The 25,148-nt window shown below is 37.0% G+C and carries 19 protein-coding genes; 10 read left to right on the top strand and 9 right to left on the bottom strand.

The genetic code is table 11. From position 1 onward, the window contains the following. The first annotated feature begins 14 nt into the window (after positions 1–14). Complete coding sequence (locus GQO80_RS12420) at positions 15–791, top strand: amidohydrolase (RefSeq protein WP_157208685.1); 777 nt, start codon at positions 15–17, stop codon at positions 789–791. On the opposite strand, the gene GQO80_RS12415 is transcribed toward GQO80_RS12420, so the two are convergent. Both GQO80_RS12415 and GQO80_RS12410 read right to left on the bottom strand, forming a co-directional pair. Beyond that, positions 778–2,385, bottom strand: coding sequence for an Ig-like domain-containing protein (locus GQO80_RS12415; protein ID WP_157208684.1), 1,608 nt, complete (start codon positions 2,383–2,385; stop codon positions 778–780). The genes GQO80_RS12420 and GQO80_RS12415 overlap by 14 nt on opposite strands. 58 nt (positions 2,386–2,443) lie before the next feature. Beyond that, positions 2,444–3,121: a ComF family protein gene (locus GQO80_RS12410; RefSeq protein ID WP_157208683.1), complete on the bottom strand. Its 678-nt coding sequence runs from the start codon at positions 3,119–3,121 to the stop codon at positions 2,444–2,446. Between the two features lie 247 nt (positions 3,122–3,368). On the opposite strand from GQO80_RS12410, the gene GQO80_RS12405 reads away from it, so the two are divergent. Beyond that, the gene (locus GQO80_RS12405; protein ID WP_157208682.1) at positions 3,369–4,910 is read left to right on the top strand and encodes a glycine--tRNA ligase; all 1,542 of its coding nucleotides are present in this window, start codon (positions 3,369–3,371) and stop codon (positions 4,908–4,910) included. Between the two features lie 155 nt (positions 4,911–5,065). On the opposite strand, the gene GQO80_RS12400 is transcribed toward GQO80_RS12405, so the two are convergent. The 5 genes from GQO80_RS12400 to GQO80_RS12380 form a co-directional block, all read right to left on the bottom strand. After that, positions 5,066–5,605: a hypothetical protein gene (locus GQO80_RS12400; RefSeq protein WP_157208681.1), complete on the bottom strand. Its 540-nt coding sequence runs from the start codon at positions 5,603–5,605 to the stop codon at positions 5,066–5,068. A 289-nt stretch (positions 5,606–5,894) separates the two neighbouring features. Continuing rightward, positions 5,895–6,941 carry a GntR family transcriptional regulator gene (locus GQO80_RS12395; RefSeq protein WP_157208680.1) on the bottom strand — a complete coding sequence of 349 codons (1,047 nt, stop codon included), beginning with the start codon at positions 6,939–6,941 and terminating at the stop codon, positions 5,895–5,897. A gap of 227 nt (positions 6,942–7,168) precedes the next feature. Further along, positions 7,169–7,864 (bottom strand): zinc metallopeptidase, encoded by a 696-nt coding sequence (locus GQO80_RS12390; RefSeq protein ID WP_157208679.1) that lies wholly within the window; start codon positions 7,862–7,864, stop codon positions 7,169–7,171. A gap of 91 nt (positions 7,865–7,955) precedes the next feature. Continuing rightward, a complete protein-coding gene (gene ald / locus GQO80_RS12385) occupies positions 7,956–9,056 on the bottom strand; it encodes an alanine dehydrogenase (protein WP_157208678.1) in 1,101 nt (366 codons plus the stop codon). A 212-nt stretch (positions 9,057–9,268) separates the two neighbouring features. Then, positions 9,269–9,718, bottom strand: coding sequence for a nucleoside deaminase (locus GQO80_RS12380; protein WP_157208677.1), 450 nt, complete (start codon positions 9,716–9,718; stop codon positions 9,269–9,271). A 91-nt stretch (positions 9,719–9,809) separates the two neighbouring features. Here GQO80_RS12380 and dxs point away from each other — a divergent pair, with 91 nt between their 5' ends. From dxs to GQO80_RS12365, 3 genes are all read left to right on the top strand, one after another. Further along, positions 9,810–11,561 carry a 1-deoxy-D-xylulose-5-phosphate synthase gene (gene dxs, locus GQO80_RS12375; protein WP_157208676.1) on the top strand — a complete coding sequence of 584 codons (1,752 nt, stop codon included), beginning with the start codon at positions 9,810–9,812 and terminating at the stop codon, positions 11,559–11,561. A 189-nt stretch (positions 11,562–11,750) separates the two neighbouring features. Then, positions 11,751–12,428, top strand: a complete 678-nt coding sequence (locus GQO80_RS12370; protein ID WP_157208675.1) for a type II restriction-modification system restriction endonuclease — start codon at positions 11,751–11,753, stop codon at positions 12,426–12,428. 45 nt (positions 12,429–12,473) lie between these two features. Then, positions 12,474–14,246 (top strand): hypothetical protein, encoded by a 1,773-nt coding sequence (locus tag GQO80_RS12365; RefSeq protein WP_157208674.1) that lies wholly within the window; start codon positions 12,474–12,476, stop codon positions 14,244–14,246. Positions 14,247–14,484: 238 nt separating this feature from the next. Here GQO80_RS12365 and dgt read toward each other — a convergent pair whose 3' ends face one another. Continuing rightward, the gene (dgt, locus tag GQO80_RS12360; protein WP_157208673.1) at positions 14,485–15,825 is read right to left on the bottom strand and encodes a dGTP triphosphohydrolase; all 1,341 of its coding nucleotides are present in this window, start codon (positions 15,823–15,825) and stop codon (positions 14,485–14,487) included. 160 nt (positions 15,826–15,985) lie between these two features. Here dgt and GQO80_RS12355 point away from each other — a divergent pair, with 160 nt between their 5' ends. The 3 genes from GQO80_RS12355 (at position 15,986) to GQO80_RS12345 (ending at position 20,672) form a co-directional block, all read left to right on the top strand. Further along, positions 15,986–16,372, top strand: coding sequence for a carboxypeptidase-like regulatory domain-containing protein (locus GQO80_RS12355; RefSeq protein WP_157208672.1), 387 nt, complete (start codon positions 15,986–15,988; stop codon positions 16,370–16,372). Positions 16,373–16,583: 211 nt separating this feature from the next. Beyond that, positions 16,584–19,346: a TonB-dependent receptor gene (locus GQO80_RS12350; RefSeq protein ID WP_157208671.1), complete on the top strand. Its 2,763-nt coding sequence runs from the start codon at positions 16,584–16,586 to the stop codon at positions 19,344–19,346. Positions 19,347–19,553: 207 nt separating this feature from the next. Next, positions 19,554–20,672 carry a hypothetical protein gene (locus GQO80_RS12345; RefSeq protein ID WP_157208670.1) on the top strand — a complete coding sequence of 373 codons (1,119 nt, stop codon included), beginning with the start codon at positions 19,554–19,556 and terminating at the stop codon, positions 20,670–20,672. A gap of 81 nt (positions 20,673–20,753) precedes the next feature. On the opposite strand, the gene GQO80_RS12340 is transcribed toward GQO80_RS12345, so the two are convergent. Next, on the bottom strand, positions 20,754–21,089 hold the full coding sequence (locus GQO80_RS12340; RefSeq protein ID WP_157208669.1) for a toxin-antitoxin system YwqK family antitoxin: 336 nt from the start codon (positions 21,087–21,089) through the stop codon (positions 20,754–20,756). Positions 21,090–21,472: 383 nt separating this feature from the next. On the opposite strand from GQO80_RS12340, the gene GQO80_RS12335 reads away from it, so the two are divergent. After that, positions 21,473–22,669 carry a porin gene (locus GQO80_RS12335; RefSeq protein ID WP_157208668.1) on the top strand — a complete coding sequence of 399 codons (1,197 nt, stop codon included), beginning with the start codon at positions 21,473–21,475 and terminating at the stop codon, positions 22,667–22,669. Positions 22,670–22,742: 73 nt separating this feature from the next. Further along, entirely contained in the window at positions 22,743–25,073 is a 2,331-nt protein-coding gene (locus tag GQO80_RS12330; RefSeq protein ID WP_157208667.1) for an inorganic phosphate transporter, read from the top strand. Positions 25,074–25,148: the final 75 nt, after the last annotated feature.

Here is a 25,148-nt window from a genome sequence, read left to right as displayed (position 1 = left end):
CTGTTACATGTTTTATGCAAGAGCAACTTAAAATAGCCATAATTCAATCGGATTTAGCCTGGGAAAACCAAAAAAAAAACCGTAAAGGCTTTACCGCTAAGATAGAAGGCATCCAAGAGGTTGATATTATCGTGCTTCCCGAAATGTTTAACACAGGGTTTACCATGGATGCCAAAACCGTGGCCGAAACCATGGATGGCAAAACAGTGGCTTGGATGCAAAAAAAAGCTTTAAAAACGGGGGCTGCCATTATAGGCAGCCTTATTATTTTGGATAACAACCATTATTTTAACCGCTTGCTTTTTGTAGAGCCCTCGGGCAACATCACAACTTACGATAAACGGCACACCTTCACGCTTGCAGGCGAGGATAAAGTATTTACTGCAGGTACAGAAAAGGTGATTATAGATTATAAAGGTTGGAAAATTTGCCCCATGGTTTGCTACGATTTGCGCTTTCCCGTATGGGCGCGTAATGTAGAAAACTACGATGTGCTAATTTACGTTGCCAATTGGCCAAAATCTAGGGTACAGGCATGGGACACCTTGTTGAAGGCGCGTGCCATTGAAAACATAAGCTATGTTGTGGGCGTTAACCGTGTTGGCATTGATGAAGCTGAAAACGAATACTCGGGAAACTCGGCGGTATATGACGTATTGGGAAATGCCATCACCTGCACAAAACCACACAAAGAGCAGATAGAAATTGCCGTTTTAGATAAACACCATATCCATTATTATCGCAATAAACTTAAGTTTTTAGACGATAAGGATGCTTTTATTCTGAAGTAAACTCGAGTGTTTCGGGGTAACCCCAATCTGCGCGTACTTCAATTTCATTAAAATGGCTCACTTTTTCTGGCTGTATTTTTTTAAGGTAATTGCCTGTATCATATTTTCCATTGCCATTGGCATCGTGTATAATGCGGATAAAATAGGTGCTGGGTGGTAAATTCATAAAATCGATGGTTTCCGGTTTCGTGGTGTTTCTTTCGGCCTTAACTTCCCCTTTATCAGTAGTTAATTGTACAATAAGTGGGTATTTGGCGTTCACCAAGGTAAAACGCACAAAACCAAAATCGGAGTCTTTTCGCGTGCTCAAACCATAGTTTAGGGTGTCGTTTTTATTATCAAAAAAATCGACAAAAGCCTCGGGCAAAACCCTCATATTGTACTTGTTTTCCTGGTTCTTTTTAAAGTTGAAGGCATAGGTATTAGAAATGGAATCGTAGTTTGTTGTAAAATCAACCTTAACCGAATCTTTATCGATTAAGTTAACTTTTGAAGCATCGAAACTTACAAAAGGGATGTTTCCAGAGATTTTAAATGGCTCGTCCAAACCAATGGTCCCTGATGGATTGGCCTTTAGTATTAACGAATCTTTTTTCTGCTTTCTCAATTTTACAGTATAATCTTTATCAAAATTGGTATGCAACACGTTTAAAATAAGCGAATCTACTTCCAGTTTTGGCTTGTACCAATAATATAAGGTGTCTGTTTTTTCGTCTTTGGTAATACGGGATTGAAAATTGGGAGGAATTTCAGATTTGACCTTCATTTTCATTTTAGTATAATCGCCTTCATAACCAACGGCTATTTTTTGGGTAGCCGCCAAGGCAGGGCGCATGGCCTTAAAATCCAAATCTTCAGCAAACAACTTAAGGGTGTAAAGCGAATCGGTTGGTACGTTGATAAAACTTTTGTGAAACGCTATTTGATCGGTTTTTTGTTGAAATTTATGATCACCATTGGCATCTTTTAAAGCTACGAGCATATACTTTCCGGCCTTAATATTGTCAATTGAAAACGTGGTAAGGCTATCTAGGGTATTGGTAATGTACTTAGGCTTTTTTTGATAGATTATGGAATCGGTAAATGTAGAATCTACCTCATAAAGTGCCACATTTACAAAAGCTTCGGGCTGCTTTTTTAGTGCATCCAAAATAGTACCCTTTACACTTAGCGAGTCTATATAATTACCGGTAGAAAACACATATCTGTAATAGGGGTACGGAATGCCCTCGTTATTGTCAACAATACTGTTTCCAAAGTTAAATGCATAGGTGGTATTGGGCTGTAAAGTATCAAAGATTTTAATGGTAATGTATTTACTGGCGCCCCCAAGCGGCGTAATTTCGGGTTGGGTATTCATGGGTGGTGAAATAATGAGCTGCTTCTGGATGTCCTTTAATTTTACATACTCATCAAAATAAATCTTGATCACCTTGCCTTTAAAATTAGTACTGAAATTTTTTGGCATTTCCTCTAAAATTTTTGGGGGCGTTTCGTCTTTTGGGCCACCATCTGGTGTACCTCGATTGGCACAATTTGCAAAAACCAGACTTATAAAAACCAACAAAACAACATTATAAAGGGCCTTATTCATTACCAAATTAAAATTTTTTACAAACCTACATAATTTTAGAGATATAACGGGTAACGGTTTATGCTATTGCCATGGTAGCGATAGTTATTTTTATGTTTTTGGCTTTGTTAAGTACCGTTATGCAAGCTTCTAAAGTGGCACCGGTAGTAATTAGGTCGTCCACCAAAAGCAGGTGCTTATTTTCAATAGCTCCCATGTTCACAATAGCAAACAGTTCATCGTTATTTATCCAGCGCGTAAACCGTTGCTTTGTGGTTTGCGATGCCGTATTGGTTACCTTCACGAGCACCTTATCATTATATTCAGCATCCAAGGCTTTTGCCAATTGTTGCCCAAATTTGGCCACTTGGTTATAGCCTCGTTTTCTAAGTTTCTTTTTATGGAGCGGCACCGGAATAACCACATCGATATTCTGGTAATGTTCCAAGGTTTTTAATTCACTTCCAAGCCAATTTCCTAATAAAGCCCCAATATTTTCATAGCCTCGGTATTTCAACCCATGTATAAGCTGTTGCACCAAACCCTTTTTTTCAAACCTAAAAAGCGCGGTGCCCTGTTCAATTTTGGCGCGTCCATAAAGTACTTTTGCAACCGTATCATCATTGTCAAAATGAAAGTTTGTTACGGGCAAATCGTGCCTACAATTTACACAAATGGTATCTTCATTATCGTGTAACAGGTTAAGGCATGCAAAACATACTTTCGGAAAAAATAAATTGACTATGGGTTTAAACATCTGTTAACTATGTATTACCGTAAACTTAGTTAAAAAAGAGAACTATTCGTAATATTTTTTGGGCGTTCCCTTTTTCCTGACACAAATTAATAAACCAGGTGGGTCTTTCAGTATGCGCTTTTCTCTATCATCCCAAAAAGAGCGCAAACATGGCCTCAATGCCCACCGCTGTAAAAGATAACCAAAACAAGCATTTAATTTTCCACTAATAAGGGGTTTATTTGGAAGCGTTTTTTATTTTTGCACCATGGCAAATAACGACGATCAATTTAAAAAAGTAATCTCTCACGCAAAGGAGTATGGTTACGTGTTCCAAAGTAGTGAAATCTATGATGGACTAAGTGCGGTTTACGACTATGCACAAAATGGTGTAGAACTTAAAAAAAACATTCGCGACTACTGGTGGAAAGCCATGGTGCAGATGAACGACAATATTGTAGGCATCGATTCGGCCATATTTATGCATCCAACCATTTGGAAAGCTTCTGGGCACGTGGACGCGTTTAACGACCCCTTAATTGACAACAAAGATTCCAAAAAGCGTTACAGGGCCGATGTTTTGATTGAAGAATATTGCGCTAAAATTGAAGCCAAAATTGACAAAGAAGTTGAAAAAGCCACAAAACGTTTTGGCGATGCCTTTAATAAACAAGAATTTGTTATCACCAACGCTCGTGTTGTTGAATATCAAGAAAAAATAAACACCACGCTTTCGCGGATGGCAAAATCGTTGGAAAACGAGGATTTGGCCGATGTTAAAGCCTTAATAGAAGAACTGGAAATTGCCGACCCGCTAACAGGTTCCAGAAACTGGACCGATGTGAAGCAATTCAACCTCATGTTTGGCACCAAGTTGGGCGCATCTGCCGAAAACGCCATGGATTTATTTTTGCGCCCCGAAACGGCACAAGGTATTTTTGTGAACTTTTTAAATGTGCAGAAAACAAGCCGACAAAAAATTCCGTTTGGCATTGCACAAACCGGTAAAGCCTTTAGAAATGAGATAGTTGCAAGACAATTTATTTTTAGGATGCGTGAGTTTGAACAAATGGAAATGCAATTTTTTATTAAACCGGGCACACAAAAGGAATGGTTTGACTATTGGAAAGAAACCAGAATGAAATGGCATGTGTCTTTAGGAATGGGCACCGATAACTACCGTTTTCACGACCATGAAAAACTGGCGCATTATGCCGATGCTGCTACCGATATTGAATTCAAATTTCCTTTTGGGTTTAAAGAACTGGAAGGCATTCATTCACGTACCGATTTCGATTTAGGCCAACATGAAAAATTCTCTGGTAAAAAATTACAGTATTTTGATCCCGAGGAAAACAAAAGCTATGTGCCGTATGTACTGGAAACTTCCATTGGATTGGATCGCATGTTTTTAGCGGTATTCTCAAATTCATTGGTTGAAGAAGACCTAGGAAACGGTACTTCGCGCACGGTTTTAAAATTACCAAGCGTTTTAGCCCCTATTAAAGCGGCAGTTTTGCCTTTGGTTAAAAAAGATGGCCTGCCGGAAATTGCCAAACAAATTGTTGAGGATTTAAAATGGGACTTCAATGTAGATTATGATGAAAAAGATGCCGTGGGTCGCCGGTACCGCAGGCAAGATGCCAACGGAACCCCATTTTGCATTACCATTGACCATGATACCTTAAATGATAACACCGTTACCATTCGCCACAGAGACACTATGGCACAAGAACGTGTAAAAATTGAAGATTTACGAAACATGATTAAGCAAGAAGTGGACATGCGTTCTTGGTTGATGAAGATGTAATTTACCTGAGGTTTCTCGATAAAAAAAAAAGAGGCTTTTCCACAAATTGTGAGATAGCCTCTTTTTTTTTTTTTGTTAGCACTTCTTGCAACAAACCTACATATTAACTTAAAAAGTTTATGCCTTTAAAACTTCTTTTAAATTATCAAATGCGCTTAAAAACGGTAGCCAAGATATAAATCGCCTTTAAACAAAGCGTCATATTCACTGCCATTAAACAAATTTCTTCCGGCTCCTACTTTAAATTCAAAAACAAATCCAGCCGAATTGATCCATTTTTTACCTAAACACAAGCCAATTGACGTATCAAAAAAATTCTTTTCAATATTACTTCCAGTGTAATAACTATAGTTTTTGCCTCCAAAAAAGGATGTAAACCCTTCAACAAAAAAGCCTTTTGCACCATAATCCTCTTTCGTTTGAAAGTACATCCTGTAAAATGGCGTTAATGAGTAATTTTCCACGTATTCGTTTCCTGTGTCCAAATTAAGCAAAATAGCTGCGCCAAAACCTCTATTGCTGTCTTGTACATATTCATAACTAGCTTCAAAAATACCGCCAGAAAGTAATTTTAATGCCCCAAGTTTTAATTCGTGTTTTTTAGAGATTACAGGAGTAGCGTCACTTGTTTCTTGAGAAAATAAGGATGCTGACACCAAAAACATGCCAACCAATAATAGTAATATTTTTTGCATATAGATTCGATTTAGTAAGTTCACTTTTAATTGTAAAGATTTCAAACAAAAATAACAAAAGAAAGATTAAGAAAATACTTTATTTTTTAATTTTATTGGCAAAAAAATACTAAAGCATTAGTCTATAAAAAATGACGGAAATGATGGAAAGTACAGAAGGTCATTGCCGTTCAAGTACAAGGAGCAAAAAATAATACATCTATTTGATTAATAAGCGCTTACAGGCTTTTAGTGCTTTAAAAACGAATAGACTCCAGTCTTGTTAATTACTAATATACAAGCATTTGGACTAAACAGAGTGGCGTTCAATATATTCAAAAATATTTTTTACTTTTTCCAGTTTATTGTTTAAAACCATTGAAGCGGCCGTTTCGCCCATAGCCTTAAAATGGGTGCTTATAACGGTTATTCCCAAAAGATCCTTTAGCGGTGTGTCGTTATAGGAAATAATGCCTATGTCCTGCCCAAGTATTCGTTTTTTTTGCCTTACCTGTCTAACCAAGTTCACCAAATCGTTTTCTTCAATAATAACGTAGGCGTCTTTACTATCCAGTTCCATATCGTCATAAATTTCATTTAAAATTTCAAAATCAAACTTATATTTTGAACAAAATTTCCTAAAGCCATGAACAATGCGACGCGGATAGGGGTAAACAGATTTTACAGGATATACCAATACTAACTTATCGTATTTCTCTAGTTTTTTAAGGGCTTTTTTTAGTGCATTATAAATATCTTCCTGAAAATCTTGATAAACGGCGCCATAATTCGCTTTTAGCTCCAACCTATCATTATCCAATATTATCAACTTGTCATTTGGTATTTTTTCAAGTATGGTATGCGACGCTTGGGTAATGCTTTGATGCTCCAAATTTTCGGCTTTAAAATGGGGCATGATAACATAATAATCGAAAGCCCCAAGATGGCGTTCGAGGGTTCTGGTAAAGATGGATTCTTCGCAATGGTAAATTGCTAGGGTAACATGGCCATTGATTCCCATGCTATTTACAAACGAATTATAGATCATCATCTTATAAGAACTTAGCTTATTGATCATGAAAAAAACATTGATTTTAGAAATAAGATCTGTTTTTGCAGTGTAATAGCCTTTTCCCTTGACCGATATAATAACTTTTTGTTCTTTAAGTTGATTGTATGCTTTCTCAACGGTATCCCTGGACAAATAGCAGGATTCGCTCAATTCGTTTATCGATGGAATTTTTTCGCCAATTTTTAATTTCCCTTTGGAAATATCACCAATGATGAGGTCCACTATTTGTTTATACTTTGGAATACGGGACGATTCATTAATCTTTATTTCAATTGATTGCGACATAAAAACAATGCTCTACAAAGCGTAAAATTAGCAGTTAACATTACAAAACTAACATAAATATAGGTGGGAAGTAGAAATTCTTTTCGATTTTTTGAAAGCAGGTAATTGCCTTTTTCATATAAATTAAATGATTGCAATCTGTTATGCAAGATTGGTTGTAATGGTGCATTTACATATAAAAAAAGCCCCGAAATACATCGAGGCTTAAATCAATTTATCTGTTTTTGTTAGTCTCTTCGTCCAAATACTTGGAATGCCCAATAAACCAACGAAGCCAAAGCGCCAATAGCGGCTACCAAATAAGTTCTAGCGGCCCACTTTAGCGCATCTTCAGAACCTGCGTATTCTTGTTGCGACACCATGTTTCTGCTTTTCAACCACGCCAAGGCACGGTTACTGGCATCATATTCAACGGGTAAGGTTATAAAACTGAACAAGGTTGCAAACCCCATCATAATCAAACCAGCAACCGCTACATAAAAGCCAATACCTAAGCCCGCAGCAGCACCAAGCATAAGCCCACCAATAACAATCCATTGCGACATACCCGATGTTACGCTAACGATGGGCACCAATGCCGAACGCATTTTTAACCACTCGTAGGCTTGGGCATGTTGCACGGCATGACCGCACTCGTGCGCCGCTACGGCAGCAGCAGCAGCATTACGCTGGTGATAAACCGATTCGCTTAAGTTTACGGTTCGGTTTTTGGGGTTATAATGGTCGGTTAATTGCCCAGGTGTTGAGATTACCTCAACATTGGTAATACCGTGGTCGGCCAGCATTTTTTCAGCAATTTCGGCGCCACTCATACCGTTACGCAATTGCACTTTTGAGTATTTTTCAAACTTTCGCTTTAAAGTACTGCTCACTATCCAGCTAACGAGCGCTATACCTCCTAATAAAATATAATATCCTATCATTTTTTAAATATCATTTTTAAATTTTAATGTTGAAACATTTATAGCAAAAATAACGCCAAATTTGAATTATGCAATTATGTCAGTTAAAAAATCAGGAAGCGGTAAATTCCAAATCAAAAGCTTCGGCAATTTCTCTATAAACAATTTTTCCATTAACAATATTAAGCCCTTTCGACAATGCAGCATTTTGTTTGCACGCTTTTTTCCAGCCATCATTAGCCAATTTAATAACATAGGGCAATGTAACGTTTGTTAACGCCACGGTTGAAGTATAGGGCACTGCCCCGGGCATGTTGGCAACGCTATAATGCACCACATCGTCAATAATATAGGTAGGGTTTTCATGGGTTGTAGGCTTGGTGGTTTCAAAACAACCCCCTTGATCAACGGCTACATCAACAATTACAGTACCCGGGCGCATATCTTTAAGCATATCACGTGTGATTAATTTTGGCGCTTTTGCCCCTTTTAAAAGCACGCCGCCAATAATTAAATCGGAATCTTTAATATGCTTCCTGATATTGTATTCATTTGAAAACTCGGTATTGACATTATTGGGCATAATGTCGCTTAAATAACGCAATTGTTTCATATTAATATCCATAATGGTAACAATAGCACCCAAACCTGCCGCCATTTTAGCGGCTTGCATGCCTACAACACCACCTCCTAAAACCAACACCTTACCCGGTGGCACACCAGGCACACCACCTAGTAAAACGCCGCGACCCTTAATGGGTTTCTCTAAATATTTTGCTCCCTGTTGAATGGACATGCGCCCAGCGACTTCAGACATAGGAATTAATAAAGGCAAAGAGCCGTCAATATCCTCTACTGTTTCATAAGCAATACAAACTGCCTTACTTTTAATCATGGCATGGGTAAGCGGTTCGCTTGATGCAAAATGAAAATAGGTAAACACCACGTGATGCGGTTTTATTAAACCGTACTCTTTCTCTATGGGTTCTTTTACCTTAACAATCATTTCGGCGGCCTTGTAAACTTCTTCTATGGTTTCAAGAATGATGGCCCCAGCACCAACGTAATCCTTATCAAAAAAACCGCTACCAAAACCAGCATCTTTTTGCACATAAACCGTATGATTTCTTTTTGTTAATTCAAATACACCAGAAGGCGTCATGCCCACTCTGCTCTCGTTGTTTTTTATCTCAATAGGAACACCAATTTTCATATCTAAAAAAATTTTGAGTTAATTTAATACGGCTGTAAATGTAAAATAATTGACTGAAAAAATCGGAATGATAACGAAATTTTTATACGTTTTTTTTAGTCAAACGACCGATTATATGAATAAATCATAATTCAGAAGATTTTTTTGGTGAAAAAGTAGCTTATATATTTTTAACAGAACCGTTTTTAAAATATATGGGCTTCACTAAAAAACTAGTTTAAATGGCGTTTTTCAATAAAAAACCGTTTTAGAAGTTCGGAGGCTTCAGCTTCCATAATGCCGCCTTTAATAAGGGTTTTAGGATGCAGTTTTGTTTTTAAATGCATACAGCCCCGCTCTAAATCGGTTGCCCCATACACAATGTTTGAAATTTGGCTCCAATACAAGGCCCCTGCACACATTTGGCAAGGTTCCAGGGTAACGTACAAAGTGCAATTTTTTAAATACTTTCCCCCTAAAAAATTGGAAGCCGCCGTTATGGCCTGCATTTCGGCATGTGCCGTAACATCGGTTAAGGTTTCGGTTAAATTATGCCCGCGGGCAATGACCTTATTATCGATTACTATAACTGCCCCAACGGGAATCTCGCCCTTTTCAAAAGCTATTTCTGCTTCCTGAAGCGCTTTTTTCATAAAATAGGCATCGTCAAAAGGGTGCATCATATTTAAAAATATTTACTAATAAAATCCAAAAATACAATTTCAAAATGATAATGGCGCTCGTATCGTTTTCAAATATTACATTTGTAAGCTCATGGGTCGTTTTTTAAAACATATTAACTCGCCAAAAGAACTTCGTCTTTTAAACCAAAAGGACCTGCCACAACTTGCACAAGAGTTACGTGAATTTATAATCGACATCGTTGCCACTAAAGAAGGCCATTTGGGTGCCAGTTTGGGCGTGGTTGAATTAACCATTGCCTTACATTATGTATTTAATACGCCCGAAGATTTGCTTATTTGGGATGTGGGCCACCAAGCGTACGTTCATAAAATTTTAACGGGCAGAAAAGATGTGTTCCATACCAACCGACAACTTGGGGGCATTAGTGGTTTCCCAAAACGCGACGAAAGTGTTTACGACGCTTTTGGTGTTGGGCATGCCTCTACCTCAATTTCGGCTGCTTTGGGCATGGCGATCGCATCACAATTAAAAGGCGATTTTAACAAACAGCACATTGCGGTAATTGGAGATGCCAGTATTGCTGGAGGCATGGCCTTTGAAGGACTTAACCACGCTGGTGTTACCCATGCCAACCTGTTGGTTATTTTAAATGATAACGCTATTGGTATCGACCCAAGCGTTGGCGCCTTAAAACAGTATTTAACCAATGTTAAACAAGGTATCCAGAAAAAAAACAACATCATAAAAGCCTTGAATTTTGATTATTCCGGACCTATTGATGGGCATGATATCGATAAAATTATTTCAGAATTAAAGCGCTTAAAATCTGTAAAAGGGCCTAAGTTTCTACACATCATTACCACCAAAGGCAAAGGGTTGAAACAGGCCGAGGAAAACCAAGTTACTTACCATGCCCCCGGAAAATTTGATGCTTCTACAGGTGATATCATTTCTAAAACACCTTCAGAATTCACTAAATACCAAGACGTTTTTGGACACACCATTGTAGAACTTGCCAAACAAAACAAAAATATCGTGGGCATAACCCCTGCGATGCCAACAGGCAGTTCTTTAAAATACATGATGGAAGCAATGCCCCATCGTGCTTTCGATGTGGGTATTGCCGAACAACACGCCGTAACTTTGGCAGCAGGTATGGCTACACAGGGATTGGTGCCGTTTTGCAATATATATTCCACGTTTTTACAGCGCGCTTACGACCAAATTATACACGATGTGGCACTACAAAAACTGCCCGTTATTTTTTGTTTGGATCGCGCGGGATTGGTTGGTGAAGACGGCGCAACGCATCATGGCGCTTTCGATATGTCGTATTTACGATGCATCCCAAACCTCATCATTTTTGCGCCACGGGATGAGATTGAATTACGCAACATTATGTACACCGCGCAACTGGGGCTGCAGCTTCCTATTGCCATTCGCTACCCAAGAGGCACAGGTGCTATTGCCCAATGGAAGCAACCTTTTATAAGCATTGAAATAGGTAAAGGCGTTCAACTTAAAAAAGGCGAAAAAATAGCTGTTTTAAGTATAGGAACTATTGCCAAAAATGTTTCGGAAGCTATATTAAATTTGAATGTATCGCATTACGATATGCGATTTGCAAAACCGCTTGATGAAACCCTGTTGCATACCATTTTTAAAAATTACCAAACCATTTTTACCGTTGAGGATAACGCCATTAAAGGAGGCTTTGGAAGTGCTGTTTTAGAGTTTGCTGCTGCCAATAACTATAAAAATACGATTAAGAGTATAGGAATACCTGACACCTTTATTGAACATGGCAGTGTTACCGAACTTCAAAAAAGTATTGGATTGGATATTGCGGGTTTGAGGGAGGTTTTTGGGTTGTTTTTGTAGTTGAAGAATATCTCAATACTTGAATTTGTATGGATTAAACCAAAATTCTTAAAGAACAAATCCTATAACGATCTTGCGACCGCCAAACATTTCAGCTTGATGTCAAGCTTTTGTTTAAAACTTGATAGACTAACGGAATAGACTTAAATTCTAAAAACATTAACTTAGCAACATCTATTTAAAACGAGAATGAAGCAAAAATTAACGATAGAAAACTTAATAAAAGAAGCTCAAATCTTCTGTGCTGAACAATCTAAATTTCAGCACAAAGAACTGTTTGGAGTAACTGACGGCAAAGCCGTTGGAACACTTATTGAACAGAAATTTCAAAAGCACTTAAACGACAAATACGAAGTTACAATCGGTTCCTCTGCAAGTGGTGTTGACCTGCCCTCTGACGACATTTTAACTGACATCAAAGTCACTTCGATAAAACAGCCCCAATCATCTTGCCCTTTCAAAGACGCAAAACAAAAGGTTTTTGGACTTGGTTACAATTTACTTGTTTTCGTTTACGACAAATCTGACGACCCCAAAAGCAAATCAGCAACATTAAATTTTGTTAGCTGTTCATTTGTTGCAAAAGAGAGAACGGCTGATTATACAACAACTTACCGTTTAAGAGAAATGGTTAAGGATAAAGCTAATGAAGCCGACATCATTGCTTACTTGCAAGACAAAAATATCCCAGCAGACGAAATAACATTATCGAAATTAGCGGAGCAAATCTTAAAAACTCCACCTGAACAGGGTTACTTGACTATTTCAAATGCTTTACAATGGAGATTACAATATCAACGAATTGTAACTCTTACAAATGAAGTAAAGGGAATAACCAAAATTGTAAGCTATAACAAACCTCAATGATGAACTGCGAAGCAATCACGAATACCTTTAAAAATAAATTTACCAATGAGTAAAGTATTTGAAGCAAATATTACTCATCAAGTTTCAGATTTCTTAAATGGCAATCTGAAAAAGATTACATCTTTTGAAAAGGCAAATCAAAAAATGTATGATGCCTTCGGCATCATACATTTTTTTGATAATGATAAAGAATTGGAAACGCTTAAGGAAGTTCTTTCAATTACTCATAATATTGTTCAAGAACCAGACAGAGCAGAATATGGCGACTTTCAAACTAATTCTGATTTAGCGAATAAAGTAACATTACACTTAGCTTCCAAAAACATTTCTCCCAAAGTTGTAATTGAGCCAACCTGTGGAAAGGGGAATTTTATTATTGCTTCTTTACGCAACTTTAAAAACATTAAAAATGTCTTTGGTGTTGAAATTTACAAACCTTACGTTTGGGAAACCAAATTCAACATTGTTGATTTTTTTCTTTCTAATCCAAATTCAAACAAACCAGAAATTTCAATAGTTCATTGCAACGTTTTTGATTTCGATTTTAAAACTATTGCAAAGGAACATTCTACGCATGATATTTTAGTAATTGGTAATCCACCTTGGGTAACTAATTCAAAATTAGGTAGTTTAAACTCGACCAATCTTCCTAAAAAAACGAATTTCAAAAACCATAGCGGGTTAGATGCAATGACAGGCAAAGGTAATTTTGACATTGCTGAATTTATTACATTGACCATGATTGAAACCTTTCAAAATATGAAAGGTAATTTATTGTTATTGGTTAAAAATTCTGTTATCAAAAACATTGTCTTTGACCAAAACAAAAATCGTTACAAGATTTCAGCTATTGAAAAACATTGTATTGACAGCAAAAAGGAGTTTAATGTTTCAGTAGAAGCAGCTTTGTTTTATTGCAAACTAAATTCAAAATCGACATTTGATTGCTTAGAATTTGATTTTTACAACAATCAAAAATCTCAACTCAAATTCGGTTGGTTGAACGACAAATTTGTTTCAAACATTGACACTTATATTCACACAAAAGAAATTGACGGTGAATGTCCTTTTGTTTGGCGACAAGGCTTAAAACACGATTGTTCTACGGTAATGGAGTTAGACAAAGTAAACGGGCATTATGTAAACGGACTGAACGAAGAAGTGAAATTGGAAGACGGTTTAGTTTATGGTATTCTCAAAAGTTCTGACCTTAAAAACACAGTAATTAATCAAACACGAAAGTTTACGATTGTTACGCAAAAGAAAGTTGGACAAGAAACAAAGTATATTAAAACTGAATATCCTAAAACATATCAATACCTGACAGAGCATCAAGCAAATTTCGATGCAAGAAAATCAAGTATCTATAATAACAAACCTTTGTTTTCAATATTTGGTATAGGCGACTATTCCTTCAAACCTTTCAAAGTTGGCATATCAGGACTTTACAAGACATTTCATTTTACACTTATTCTGCCTCAGGACAATAAACCTGTAATGCTTGACGACACTTGTTATTTGATAGGTTTTGACAAAATAGAATTTGCCGTTTACGCTTTAATTCTTTTAAACTCTAACACGACAGTTCAGTTTTTACAATCCGTAACCTTTCCAGACGCTAAAAGAACTTTTACAAAAGACGTATTAATGAGAATTGACCTTTTAGAATTGGCAAAACAGATTGACAAAGCCGACCTGCAAACAGAACTTGAAATTCTTAACGAAAAGTATCAATTCAATTTGACACTTGACTTGTGGGACAGTTTCATTAACGAAATGAAACCTGTAAACAATGGACAAATGGCAATGTTTGAATAGACCGAAATTAGCGCTGGGCATAACAGCACCTATTCAAAAAGTGGAATTTCAATCAACATGATTTTCAAATCAAGTTCTAAAGTAATTGCCTTAATTTCGGATAGCTGCAAACAGTTAGATGATTTTTTAATTTCAAGTTCAAATTTCCGCGTTAGCGATTGAAGTTGAAAGCCCGGAGTGAGGCACGAACGAGGACTTGTAACGTAAAGCGCGACCCTTCGGGTAACGCCCAAAACCCTTAAAAACTGATTCCCTTAATTTTTTTATACTCCAAAATGGCCTTACTGTCTGATAGCAACGAGATGTGGTAGCATACGCTTGAGAGCCTGTTGTACAAACTGGAATCGTTGACTTTGATGGTTTTTGGCAGGCCTTTTAAAATAAGCTTGTCGTAGTTGGATGCAACGCCATTAAACGTATTGTTAACTGCGGTGGTGTAGGTGCTTAACAAGGTGTTGATAACGCCGTAACCGGCAATTTCCTTATCGACGACCTCGGTGGATTGGTAAATGTTTTCGACACTAATTTTAATGATGTCCTTAATTTGGGCTTCGTACTTGCTTTTATCTAACAAGGCGCCGTTGAACGTGCCGTTTAAAATGGCTTCTTCGTGGTTCATGAAAATAGCAACGGCTTCGTTTATTAATGTGCCAATGGCCAGGGCACGCAAATAGCCAATGCGGTCTTCTTTGGTGGAAAGGGCATAATAATTTTCGGGCCTGATGGTTTCCCTAATTATTTTTGATAGGTATTCGAGTGCAAATTCTTCTTGTATCAGGCCTAGGTTGATGCCATCTTCAAAATCGATGATGGTGTAGCAAATATCATCGGCGGCCTCTACTAAAAATGCCAGGGGATGGCGGGCAAAACTTAGGTGGTTATTGCTGCGTTTTTGCAGGCCCAAATCGGTGGCAATATCGATAAATGCCTCTTTTTCAGATTGAAAAAAACCGTATTTTTTATCGGCTATATGGTTGGTTGGTTTTTTTGGCAACGATTCTTTGGGGTATTTGGTAAACGCGCCCAGGGTTGCGTAACTTAATCGCAAACCGCCATGGCGTCCGTCCCTGCTTTCGGTTAGTATTTTAAAACCGTTGGCGTTTCCTTCAAAATCGCACAGATCTTGGTATTCTTTTTCGGTTAATTGGTTTTTGTACTGGCTGCCTGTGCCTGTTTTAAAAAATTCGCCCATGGCTTTTTCTCCGGAGTGCCCAAAAGGCGGATTGCCAATATCGTGCGCTAAAGCTGCTGCGGCTACAATAGCTCCAAAATCGTTGGCCTGATACCCATGAACGTTTTGTAAATGCGGATGTTTTTCCAACAGTTTTTTTCCTACCAAGCGCCCAAGCGAACGCCCTACAACGCTCACTTCCAAACTGTGGGTTAGGCGGGTGTGCACAAAATCGGTTTGCGACAAGGGAATAACTTGTGTTTTATCTTGCAAGCTTCTAAATTCTGAAGAAAAGATAACGCGGTCGTAATCCTTTTCAAAATCCAAGCGGGTTTCGTCCTGTTCTTTTCGGATGCGTTTATTGGTGTCGCCAAAGCGTTTTAAGGATAAAAGTTGTTCCCAGTTCATTGTATTGATTTAAGCGTTGGCAAGATACTTAAATTCGGTAAAACTAAAATTGAAAATTTTGGTAACATTACGATAACATTTTAATAGCCGTTGTTTAATGATTCGGTAACATGCATCTAAAATTAAACCTGTTATTTTGCCTTACAATCATAACTTCTGTATGAAACATTTAATTTATACCGCCATTTTTCTTTTTTCCGCAGTTTCTTTTGGACAAAATACAGGCTTAATAGTTGGAAAAATATTAGATAAGGAATTAAATGACAGCCCATTGTTACTAGCCAATGTTTCAATAAAGGGAAGTCCTACGGAAGTTAGCACAGACATGACCGGATTGTTCGTTATTGAAAACCTTGAAGCCGGTAGCTATACATTGGTTTGCAGCTTTACAGGGTATGAGACCCAAGAAATAAACGTTCAAGTGGATGGCTTACATGCTGTGGAAATAACCTTGTCTTTAGCTGCAAGCAGCATTTCTTTAAATGATCTCGCTTTAATTACCAACACAGCACACAAGGATGATGATTTGCTTTCGGTTTTAAATTAAATGATTCTTTTCAATACAGCTTTTAAAAAAAAATCAACATTACATCTGTTGATTTTTTTTTGCTAAAACAACAAAACAATGTTAAGGAATGTTTGCGGGTATGCCATTTCATAACATTTAGGTAACGCTTCTATTACTATTGTTTAACCTCGTGGTAACACCTTGTTTACATAGTGTGTCGTTCTTTGCACCAAGATAAAAACTAAAAAGAATGAAAAAAATCACCCTAATTTTAATATTGTTTTTTGCAGCGATTTTACATGGCCAAAACACAGGTTCTGTGGTTGGTAAGCTAACCGACAAAGAATACAACAACGAACCTTTGGCCTTTGCAAACGTATTAATAAAAGGCTCTACAAAAGGAACGACAACCGATATTGACGGTGCTTATAACATTGCAAACCTAGAGGCAGGAACCCATACCATAGTATTTAGCTTTGTTGGTTATGAAACCCAGGAAATTAAAGTTGTTGTTGTTGCAAATAAAGCAACTGAGGTTAACGTGCAAATGGCTGCTAGTGCCGCTTCACTATCGGAAGTGGTGATTACCGCCAACACAAAACGGGAAAGCGAAACCGCTTTATTATTGGAACAAAAAAAGGCGGTTGCGTTTAAAGCATCAATTGGTGCCGATGAGCTTTCTAGAAAAGGCGTTGGCGATGTAGCAACTGCTGTAACAAAAGTGAGTGGCATCTCTAAACAAGAAGGCTCTGGAAGTATATTTGTAAGGGGTTTAGGCGATAGATATAACGTTACAACCTTAAATGGGTTGCCATTGCCATCAAACAATCCTTCAAACAAAAACATAAATTTGGATATTTTCACCACCGATATTGTTGAGTATGTAGGGATTAGCAAAACCTTTGAATCTCAAAATTATGCCGATTTTGGCGGTGCCAATATCGATATTGTTTCTAAAAAATTCTCCGGAACGCCGTTTATTACAATAGGCGTGGGCTTAGGTGCTAACACGAACGTTTTAAAAGTAGATGATTTTTATTTACAGGATGGTCCATCGTACCTAGGGTTTGATTCTGGAACTGCTCCTGGCAATCCGCTGTTACCGTATAATTATGGAACCAGTTGGGACCGCCAAAAAAACAACAACACACTTAACAATACCTATTTTCTATCGACCGGAAAAAAATTCAGTTTAGGATCTGAAAGCAGTTTAGGTGCATTTTTAACAGCCTCATTTGATGCTGATAATAAATATATTGAAGGTGTTTACAGAACAAATATTACAGCTCAGGGTACTGCTAGTGCTGATTACTTTAAAAAATCATATAAACACAACACCAATACAACCGTAATGGGTACAGCCGATTACAAAATAAACAATAATAACTCTATACTTTACACGGCTTTATTTTTAAACTCGTCTTCACAAGATTACAGTGAATATGATGGGATAAATATCGAGTTTCCCGGATTGGATCCAATAGGTTTTATTAAACGCGGAACTTTTGACCAAACGCAATTGTTAGTAAACCAATTGTTAGGTAAACATAAATATAACGAGCGATGGAATGCTGAATGGAATATTGGTTACAGCATTTTGGATAATACAATTCCAGATCGTATGCAAAACACATTTGTACCAACTTATGATGGATCTTCAACTTACACCTTTTTTAAAAATACGAGTATTAACAACCATAGATATTTCCAGAGCTTAGAAGAAAACGAATTTTCAGCAAACCTTTCAGTATCCTATAACTTTAATAAAAATGCAGATGGCGAATTTAAAGGAAAAGCAACGCTAGGATACTCTGGTAAAATGAAAAATGTTGATTTTAATTCCCAACAATATTCGTTTTTCCCGCAAGCCAATAAAACCACTTTTACTAGAGACGGTTTTAATAACACTGATTTGTATTTGAATAGTTCAAACTTTGATGTATCGGAGGGCGATAGTTCTAGTAAGCTCTCCCAGCTTTACAATGGCCATTTGAACATCCATACCGTATTCGGAAATGTACTGTACAACTTCAACAATAAATTGTCTGTGATTTTAGGAGGCAGATTGGAACAAATAGAGCAATATGTTTATTTTGTGAGTTTAGATGCACCCGATGGAAGTGGCAAAACTTATGCCCCGGTAAAGTTTTTACCAAGCATAATAGCTAAATACAAATTAAATGAAAAACAAAATTTAAAATTTGCAGCTAGTAACACCTATACATTACCTCAATTTAAAGAAAAAGTAAAAATACTTTTTCAAGAAGTTGGACAATCTTATGAAGGAAACGATAAATTATACGCTTCAACAAATTACAATGCAGATTTAAGTTGGGAGTTATATCCTAGCAATGATGAAATACTTACTGTAACTGCTTTTGGGAAATTAATTCAAAACCCCATAAATGAAATGTTCACCAATTCATCATCTGGAAACATTACTTATGCCAATACTGGTGATAGGGCGGTTGTAGCCGGTATTGAATTAGAACTAAGAAAAAACATTTTCAATTTTGGCAAGGATAATGATTTGGACGAAAAATTATCTTTTGGATTTAATGGTTCGTACATGTACCAAGACCAAGATTTAAGCAACCTAAAAGTTATTAATGAAAATGGTTTTGGTGCAAACTTTACTTATCAAAACTCAAAATTATCTGGAGCTTCAGACTTTTTGGCAAATTCAGATATTTCTTATTTAAAACAATTCAAAAATGGCAAAGATATTACGGCAACACTTACCTATGCCTACGTTTCAGATAAACTAGCCGTAATAGGAACTTCAGAAAGAGGAAACCTTATAGACAAATCCATAAGTAGATTGGATTTTATTCTAAAATCCAATCTTTCAAAAAAATTAAAAATGGGATTGTCCTATAAAAACATATTAAACCCAACTTATAGAAGGGAAACGGACCAAAGTAAAGCACCACTAATTAAAACAGCCAATGTTTTAGCAAGTTCTTACAAACTAGGATCAAACTTAAGTTTGTCCCTAAATTATAAGTTCTAAAAAAACCACTTTAATTATTGAAAAGAGGTAGTTGTTATTATACAATTACCTCTTTTCTTTATTTAAAAGGCATGTAAATTTAATGTTAAATGAATTTAAAAAACTACAAGAATCCTTAACAGCATAATAATAATCGCTTAACGCCACAAAAAAACTAAATATGTTCATTTGTACTGTTAAAAAACTCAAACATAATTTAAAAAAAAAATGAAAAAATTAATTTTAGCAATAGCAATTTTAGCACTTGGTTCAACAAGCTGTACTAAAGACGATAATCCTACCACAAGTAGTTCGTTTGACTTAAAAGTAGATGATTTAAAAGGTACTATTACAGATGGCACTGTAACATTAGATGCTACACAAACATACACACTAACTGGTGGTTTAGTTGTAAAATCTGGTGCTACATTAATTATCCCTGCTGGAACAAAAATTCAATCAGACCCAACTGCGGATACTGAAAAAGCTAAAACAATTTTCATAGCCGTAGAAAGAGGTGCCAAAATATTCATTAATGGTACTTCTGCTAAACCTGTAGTTATGACATCTGGTAAAACAACCCCTGCCGAAGGTAACTGGGGCGGTTTAATTATTTGCGGTGATGCAAAGGTTAACACTGGCGACAATGGAACTTCTGAAGTTGGTGGTTTGCTATACGGTGGCAACAATAATGCTGATTCATCTGGGTCAATTACTTACTTAAAAATCTCCTATACTGGTTCTAAATTTAGTGATACTAAAGAATATAACGGTGTTTCTTTCTTTGGCGTAGGTAGTGGAACAGTAGTAAACAATATTTATACTTATGAAAGCGGCGATGATGCTGTTGAATTTTTTGGTGGTGCAGTAAATGCTACTAACTTAGTATTAATAAATTCGTATGATGATTCATTGGATTTCGCTGATGGTTACATTGGAACTATTTCAAATGTTTACATCTCTGGTGTTTCTTTTGGAGGCATTGAAGGTTCTAACAATGGTGCTAACGATGTAGCTTTACCTATGACAGATGCTAAAATTTCAAACGTATCAATCGTAAAAGGCTCTGAGGCTAAATTTACAGCTTCTGAAAAAGCGATCAATTTTAAAGAAGGAGGAGGTAAACAAACTTACACAAACTTATTTGTAGCCAATGATATGCCTGCTACTTTTGCTAAATTAGATTCTGGAACAGGTGCAACTGCAAGAATTGCGGCAGGTGATTTTAAAGTAAACGGCATTAACTTTGTAACTGCAAACAATACGGTGGCAACTTACGTTACAACCCAAACTGGTGCTGGTAATGGTGCAAACTTACCTACTTGGGCGACTTGGACAAGTAATTAATTAAAAACGCTGCTTCTATAAACAGAAAAGCATCCCACGTTGGGATGCTTTTCTGTTTATAGTTTATCAAAAAACCTAATTCTATTGAATTTCAGATTCCTTTAAACTCGCAATAGCGTTATTGCTATAATCTACTTCTTTTATAGTTTCATTGGTGTAATAAAACCATTTGTCGACTTTTTTACCATTATCATAATTTCCAGAAACCGTTTTTTTGCCTGCTGTATCAAAACTTAACCATTCGCCTTGTAATTTACCATCTGTAGTGTAAAATCCTGTTTGACTTACAACTCCATTGTCATGATAATAAACAACTTCAATTAAATTGGTGTCTTTGTTAAGTTTTAAATCCCTCTTTTGTTGTGCAAAAGAGACCACAGTAATTAAAAAGGCAAAAAGCAAAACTAACTTCTTCATAATTATGGGGTTTAACATTATATATATCAAATATACAACTTTACTAACATTAAAACAACGGTTTCGTAACGTTATGTTAACTTTTAAAGCATAACTATTTGTTTTAAAGCGTGTTACCAATGATAAATTTAACATTGGATTTAATAATTACTTAATATTGGCATTACAATCAACTAAATTAAAATATGGATATTCGCAAAGTCTTAAGACACTACAATTAGTTTTTCATATAATCTATTAGTTTTTGTCGACTACATTATCATGAGTTCTAATGAGGCTGCCTTAGGCCAAGGCAGCTTTTTTATTTATAAACTTAATCATTAGGTAACATTCAGTTAACATAGAATTTGGTTCTTTGCAGCGACAAAAACTAAAAACGATTAATGAAAATTAAGTTTTCAATCGTTGCATTATTAATTTATGCAACTACTTCGCTGAGCGCACAAGACATTAAAAGCTCTAAATTTGGAAAAGGTCTATTAAACATAGTAGGGCAAGATAGTTCTTGGGCCATGAAAGTAGGTTTAAGAACCCAATTTTTAAGTGAATCTGTTTGGGAAGAAAACCAAAAGAACGAAACCAGTTTTATGGTTCGCAGGGCACGACTTCGCTTTGAAGGTTTCGCTTTTAGTCCGAAAATCGAATATAAGTTACAGATAGGGTTATCAAACTCCGATATTTCGGGAGCATCCATATATACCGATAACACCCCCAGATATATAAGGGATGCCGTAATAATATGGCATTTCCATAAAAACTTCCAGCTTTGGTTTGGCCAAACCAAATTACCGGGAAACAGGGAGCAGGTAATTTCATCTGGCAACCTTCAATTTGTAAACCGCTCGTTGCTTAACAATATGTTTTCTATTGACCGCGATATGGGTTTCCAGCTACACCATCATTTCAATTTAACAAAATCTTTTGTGGTTAAAGAATCCTTTGCCTTTTCCCAGGGTGAGGGCAGAAATATAACCACCGGAAATCTTGGTGGCCACCAATATACCACACGTTTAGAATTATTGCCCTTTGGGGAATTTGACAATAAAGGCGATTATTCCGGTGGCGATTTAAAGCGCGAGGCATCACCAAAACTGGCCCTTGCCGCATCGTATGATTTTAACAACAAGGCTGTAAAAACACGAGGCAATCAAGGGTCGTATATGACAATTGATGGCGGCAATGGGCTGTTTGAAACCAACACCAACACGGTTTTTGTAGATGCCATGTTTAAATACCATGGGCTTTCACTAATGGCTGAATATGCCAATCGAGATGCCAAAAATCCGTATGCCAAAAATACCGATGGTACCTTAACCCGTGCCGAAGTACAGGTTGGCAGTGGCGTAAACTTACAAGCGGGCTATCTTTTTAAAACCGATTGGGAACTTTCCGGGCGCTATACCAATATTACTTTAAACAAAACCATTACAGGGAAAGATGCCGAAAACCAATACACAATGTGTGTTTCAAAATATATAGTAGGACATAATTTAAAATTACAGTCGGATATCAGCTATTTGGATGTTGCGAACAACAACAATCAATTAATGTATCGCCTTCAATGCGAGATTCGCTTTTAATAAAAAAACATAACAATTTGGTAACTTAATAACCATAAATACACAAGATATTTGTAAACATATTTAACTAACTATGGATAATATTTACTTATTAATGATCATTGCCCTTGCCATTTTAGCGATTGCCGATTTGGTAGTGGGCGTAAGCAACGATGCCGTAAACTTTCTAAATTCTGCCATTGGCTCCAAGGCCGTTTCTTTTAAAACCTTGATGATTGTGGCAAGTTTGGGCGTAACCATTGGTGCCGTTTTTTCTAGCGGAATGATGGAAGTAGCACGTAATGGGATTTTTGTTCCGGGAGAATTCGTTTTTAGCGAAATCATGATTATTTTCATGGCGGTAATGATAACCGACATCCTCTTACTGGATTTTTTCAATTCCATTGGCATGCCTACCTCAACAACCGTTTCCATTGTATTTGAGTTATTGGGCGCTGCCGTTGCCATTGCTCTCATCAAAATAGGGAATTCAGGAGGCACATTTAGCGATTTACTTCAATACATTAATACCTCCAAAGCCTCTGAAATTGTTTATGGTATTCTGCTCTCGGTAATCATCTCCTTTACCGTGGGTGCTTTTGTACAATGGGTAGCACGGGTTTTATTATCCTATAATTTTGAAAGGAAGGCAAAATGGGTAGGTGCCCTATTTGGGGGGTTGGCCATCACCTCACTTACTTATTTCATTTTCCTAAAGGGTATAGGCGGTACTAATTTTGCCAAACAAACCTTTGCCATTACCAATGGGGAAACCATAAAGGATTTTTTAGAGCATAAAGTATATAGTATCGTTGCGCTTAGTCTTATTTTTTGGTCGTTATTTTCTTATGCTTTAATACTATTTGCGAAAGCGAATATCTATAAAATAGTGATTATTATAGGCACCTTTGCCCTGGCATTGGCCTTTGCGGGCAACGACCTGGTTAACTTTATTGGCCCATCTACCGGAGCTTATCAGGCGTATTTAGACTTTATGAATCCTGCCATTAACACCTTAGGGTTACCCGCTACCGAGTTTACCATGCATAGCCTTGGTGCCAAAGCTACAACCCCAACATTTCTACTGCTTTTTGCGGGCGTCATCATGGTATTAACGCTTTGGTTTTCATCAAAAGCAAAAAGCGTTGTAAAAACCTCGGTCGATCTAGCAAGCCAAAGCAGTACCAAAGAGCGTTTCCAGCCTAATTTTATGTCGCGCAGCTTTGTTCGATTTGCCATTTTAATGTCGCAAGTTTCTGCTTATTTATTGCCCAAAGCTTGGCAAGCGCGCATAGACAAACAATTTGAAGTGCCCGTTATTAAACTTAGTAAGGACAAAAAACACGAACTTCCTGCATTCGATTTGGTTCGTGCCGCAGTAAACCTTATGGTTGCAGCCGTATTAATTTCCATCGCAACGTCCTATAAATTGCCCCTCTCAACTACTTATGTAACTTTTATGGTTGCCATGGGTACATCGCTTGCCGATCGTGCCTGGGGCGCAGAAAGTGCCGTGTACCGTGTAGCTGGAGTAATAAACGTTATTGGCGGTTGGTTTTTTACCGCATTTAGTGCCTTTATGGCAGCCGCTTTGGTAGCCTATCTTTTAAACTTGAATGTTGAAATTATGTTCCCTATATTATTGTTTGTGGCGTTCGCTTTATTGGTACGCAGCTCGTTGGCACACAGAAAAAAATCTAAGGAACTCAAAGCCGAAGACAGCTTAACAAAGGCGGAAAGCAGTTCCATTCAAGGGGTTATCCACGAAAGTGCCAACAACATCGCCAATGTGGTTAAACGCGGCAATAAAATATACACCAATGCCATTAACGGACTCGCCCTACAAGATTTAACTTTGTTGAAAAAGAACAAAAAGCAAATCGTGAAACTATCGGAAGAAGTGGACGAATTGCGCGACAACATCTTCTATTTTATTAAGAATTTAGACGAATCGAGCCTAGGTGCCAGCAATTTTTACATCCATATTTTGGGCTACCTTCAAGACATGACCCAATCCTTGGAGTACATTACCAAAGTAAGCCATAAACACGTTCATAACAACCATAGAAAACTAAAATTTAACCAAATAAAAGAACTGAAAGAAGTAGATGAGCGTTTTGAAACGTTTTTCAATAACACCAAAAAAGCTTTCGACTCCAGGTCTTTTGAGGAAATAGGCATTATTTTAGGTAGAAAAGAGGAAATTTTGGGCTTGGTAAGTTCGAAAATCCAGAAACAGGTAGAACGTACCCGTTCAGAGGAATCGAGCCCTAAAAACACCACCCTGTATTTTAGCATCTTATTGGAAACCAAAGATTTATTGAACGCCACCATGAATCTTTTAGAAGAATATTACAAAGCACACGACGGCAAAGTAAAACCTGCCACCGTAGCGCCTGCTCACCATTTAGAAGCCAAAAAATAGTTTAGTTGATGATATAAAGCCATCAAATTACGATGGCTTTGTTTTTTTTATCATTAAATTGGGTATATCGTAGCA

The organism is Mariniflexile maritimum (assembly GCF_009746565.1).
Taxonomy (GTDB): Bacteria; Bacteroidota; Bacteroidia; order Flavobacteriales; family Flavobacteriaceae; genus Mariniflexile; species Mariniflexile maritimum.
Note: the sequence above shows the minus strand (reverse complement) of the source record. Positions and strands in the feature narration are given on the sequence as shown.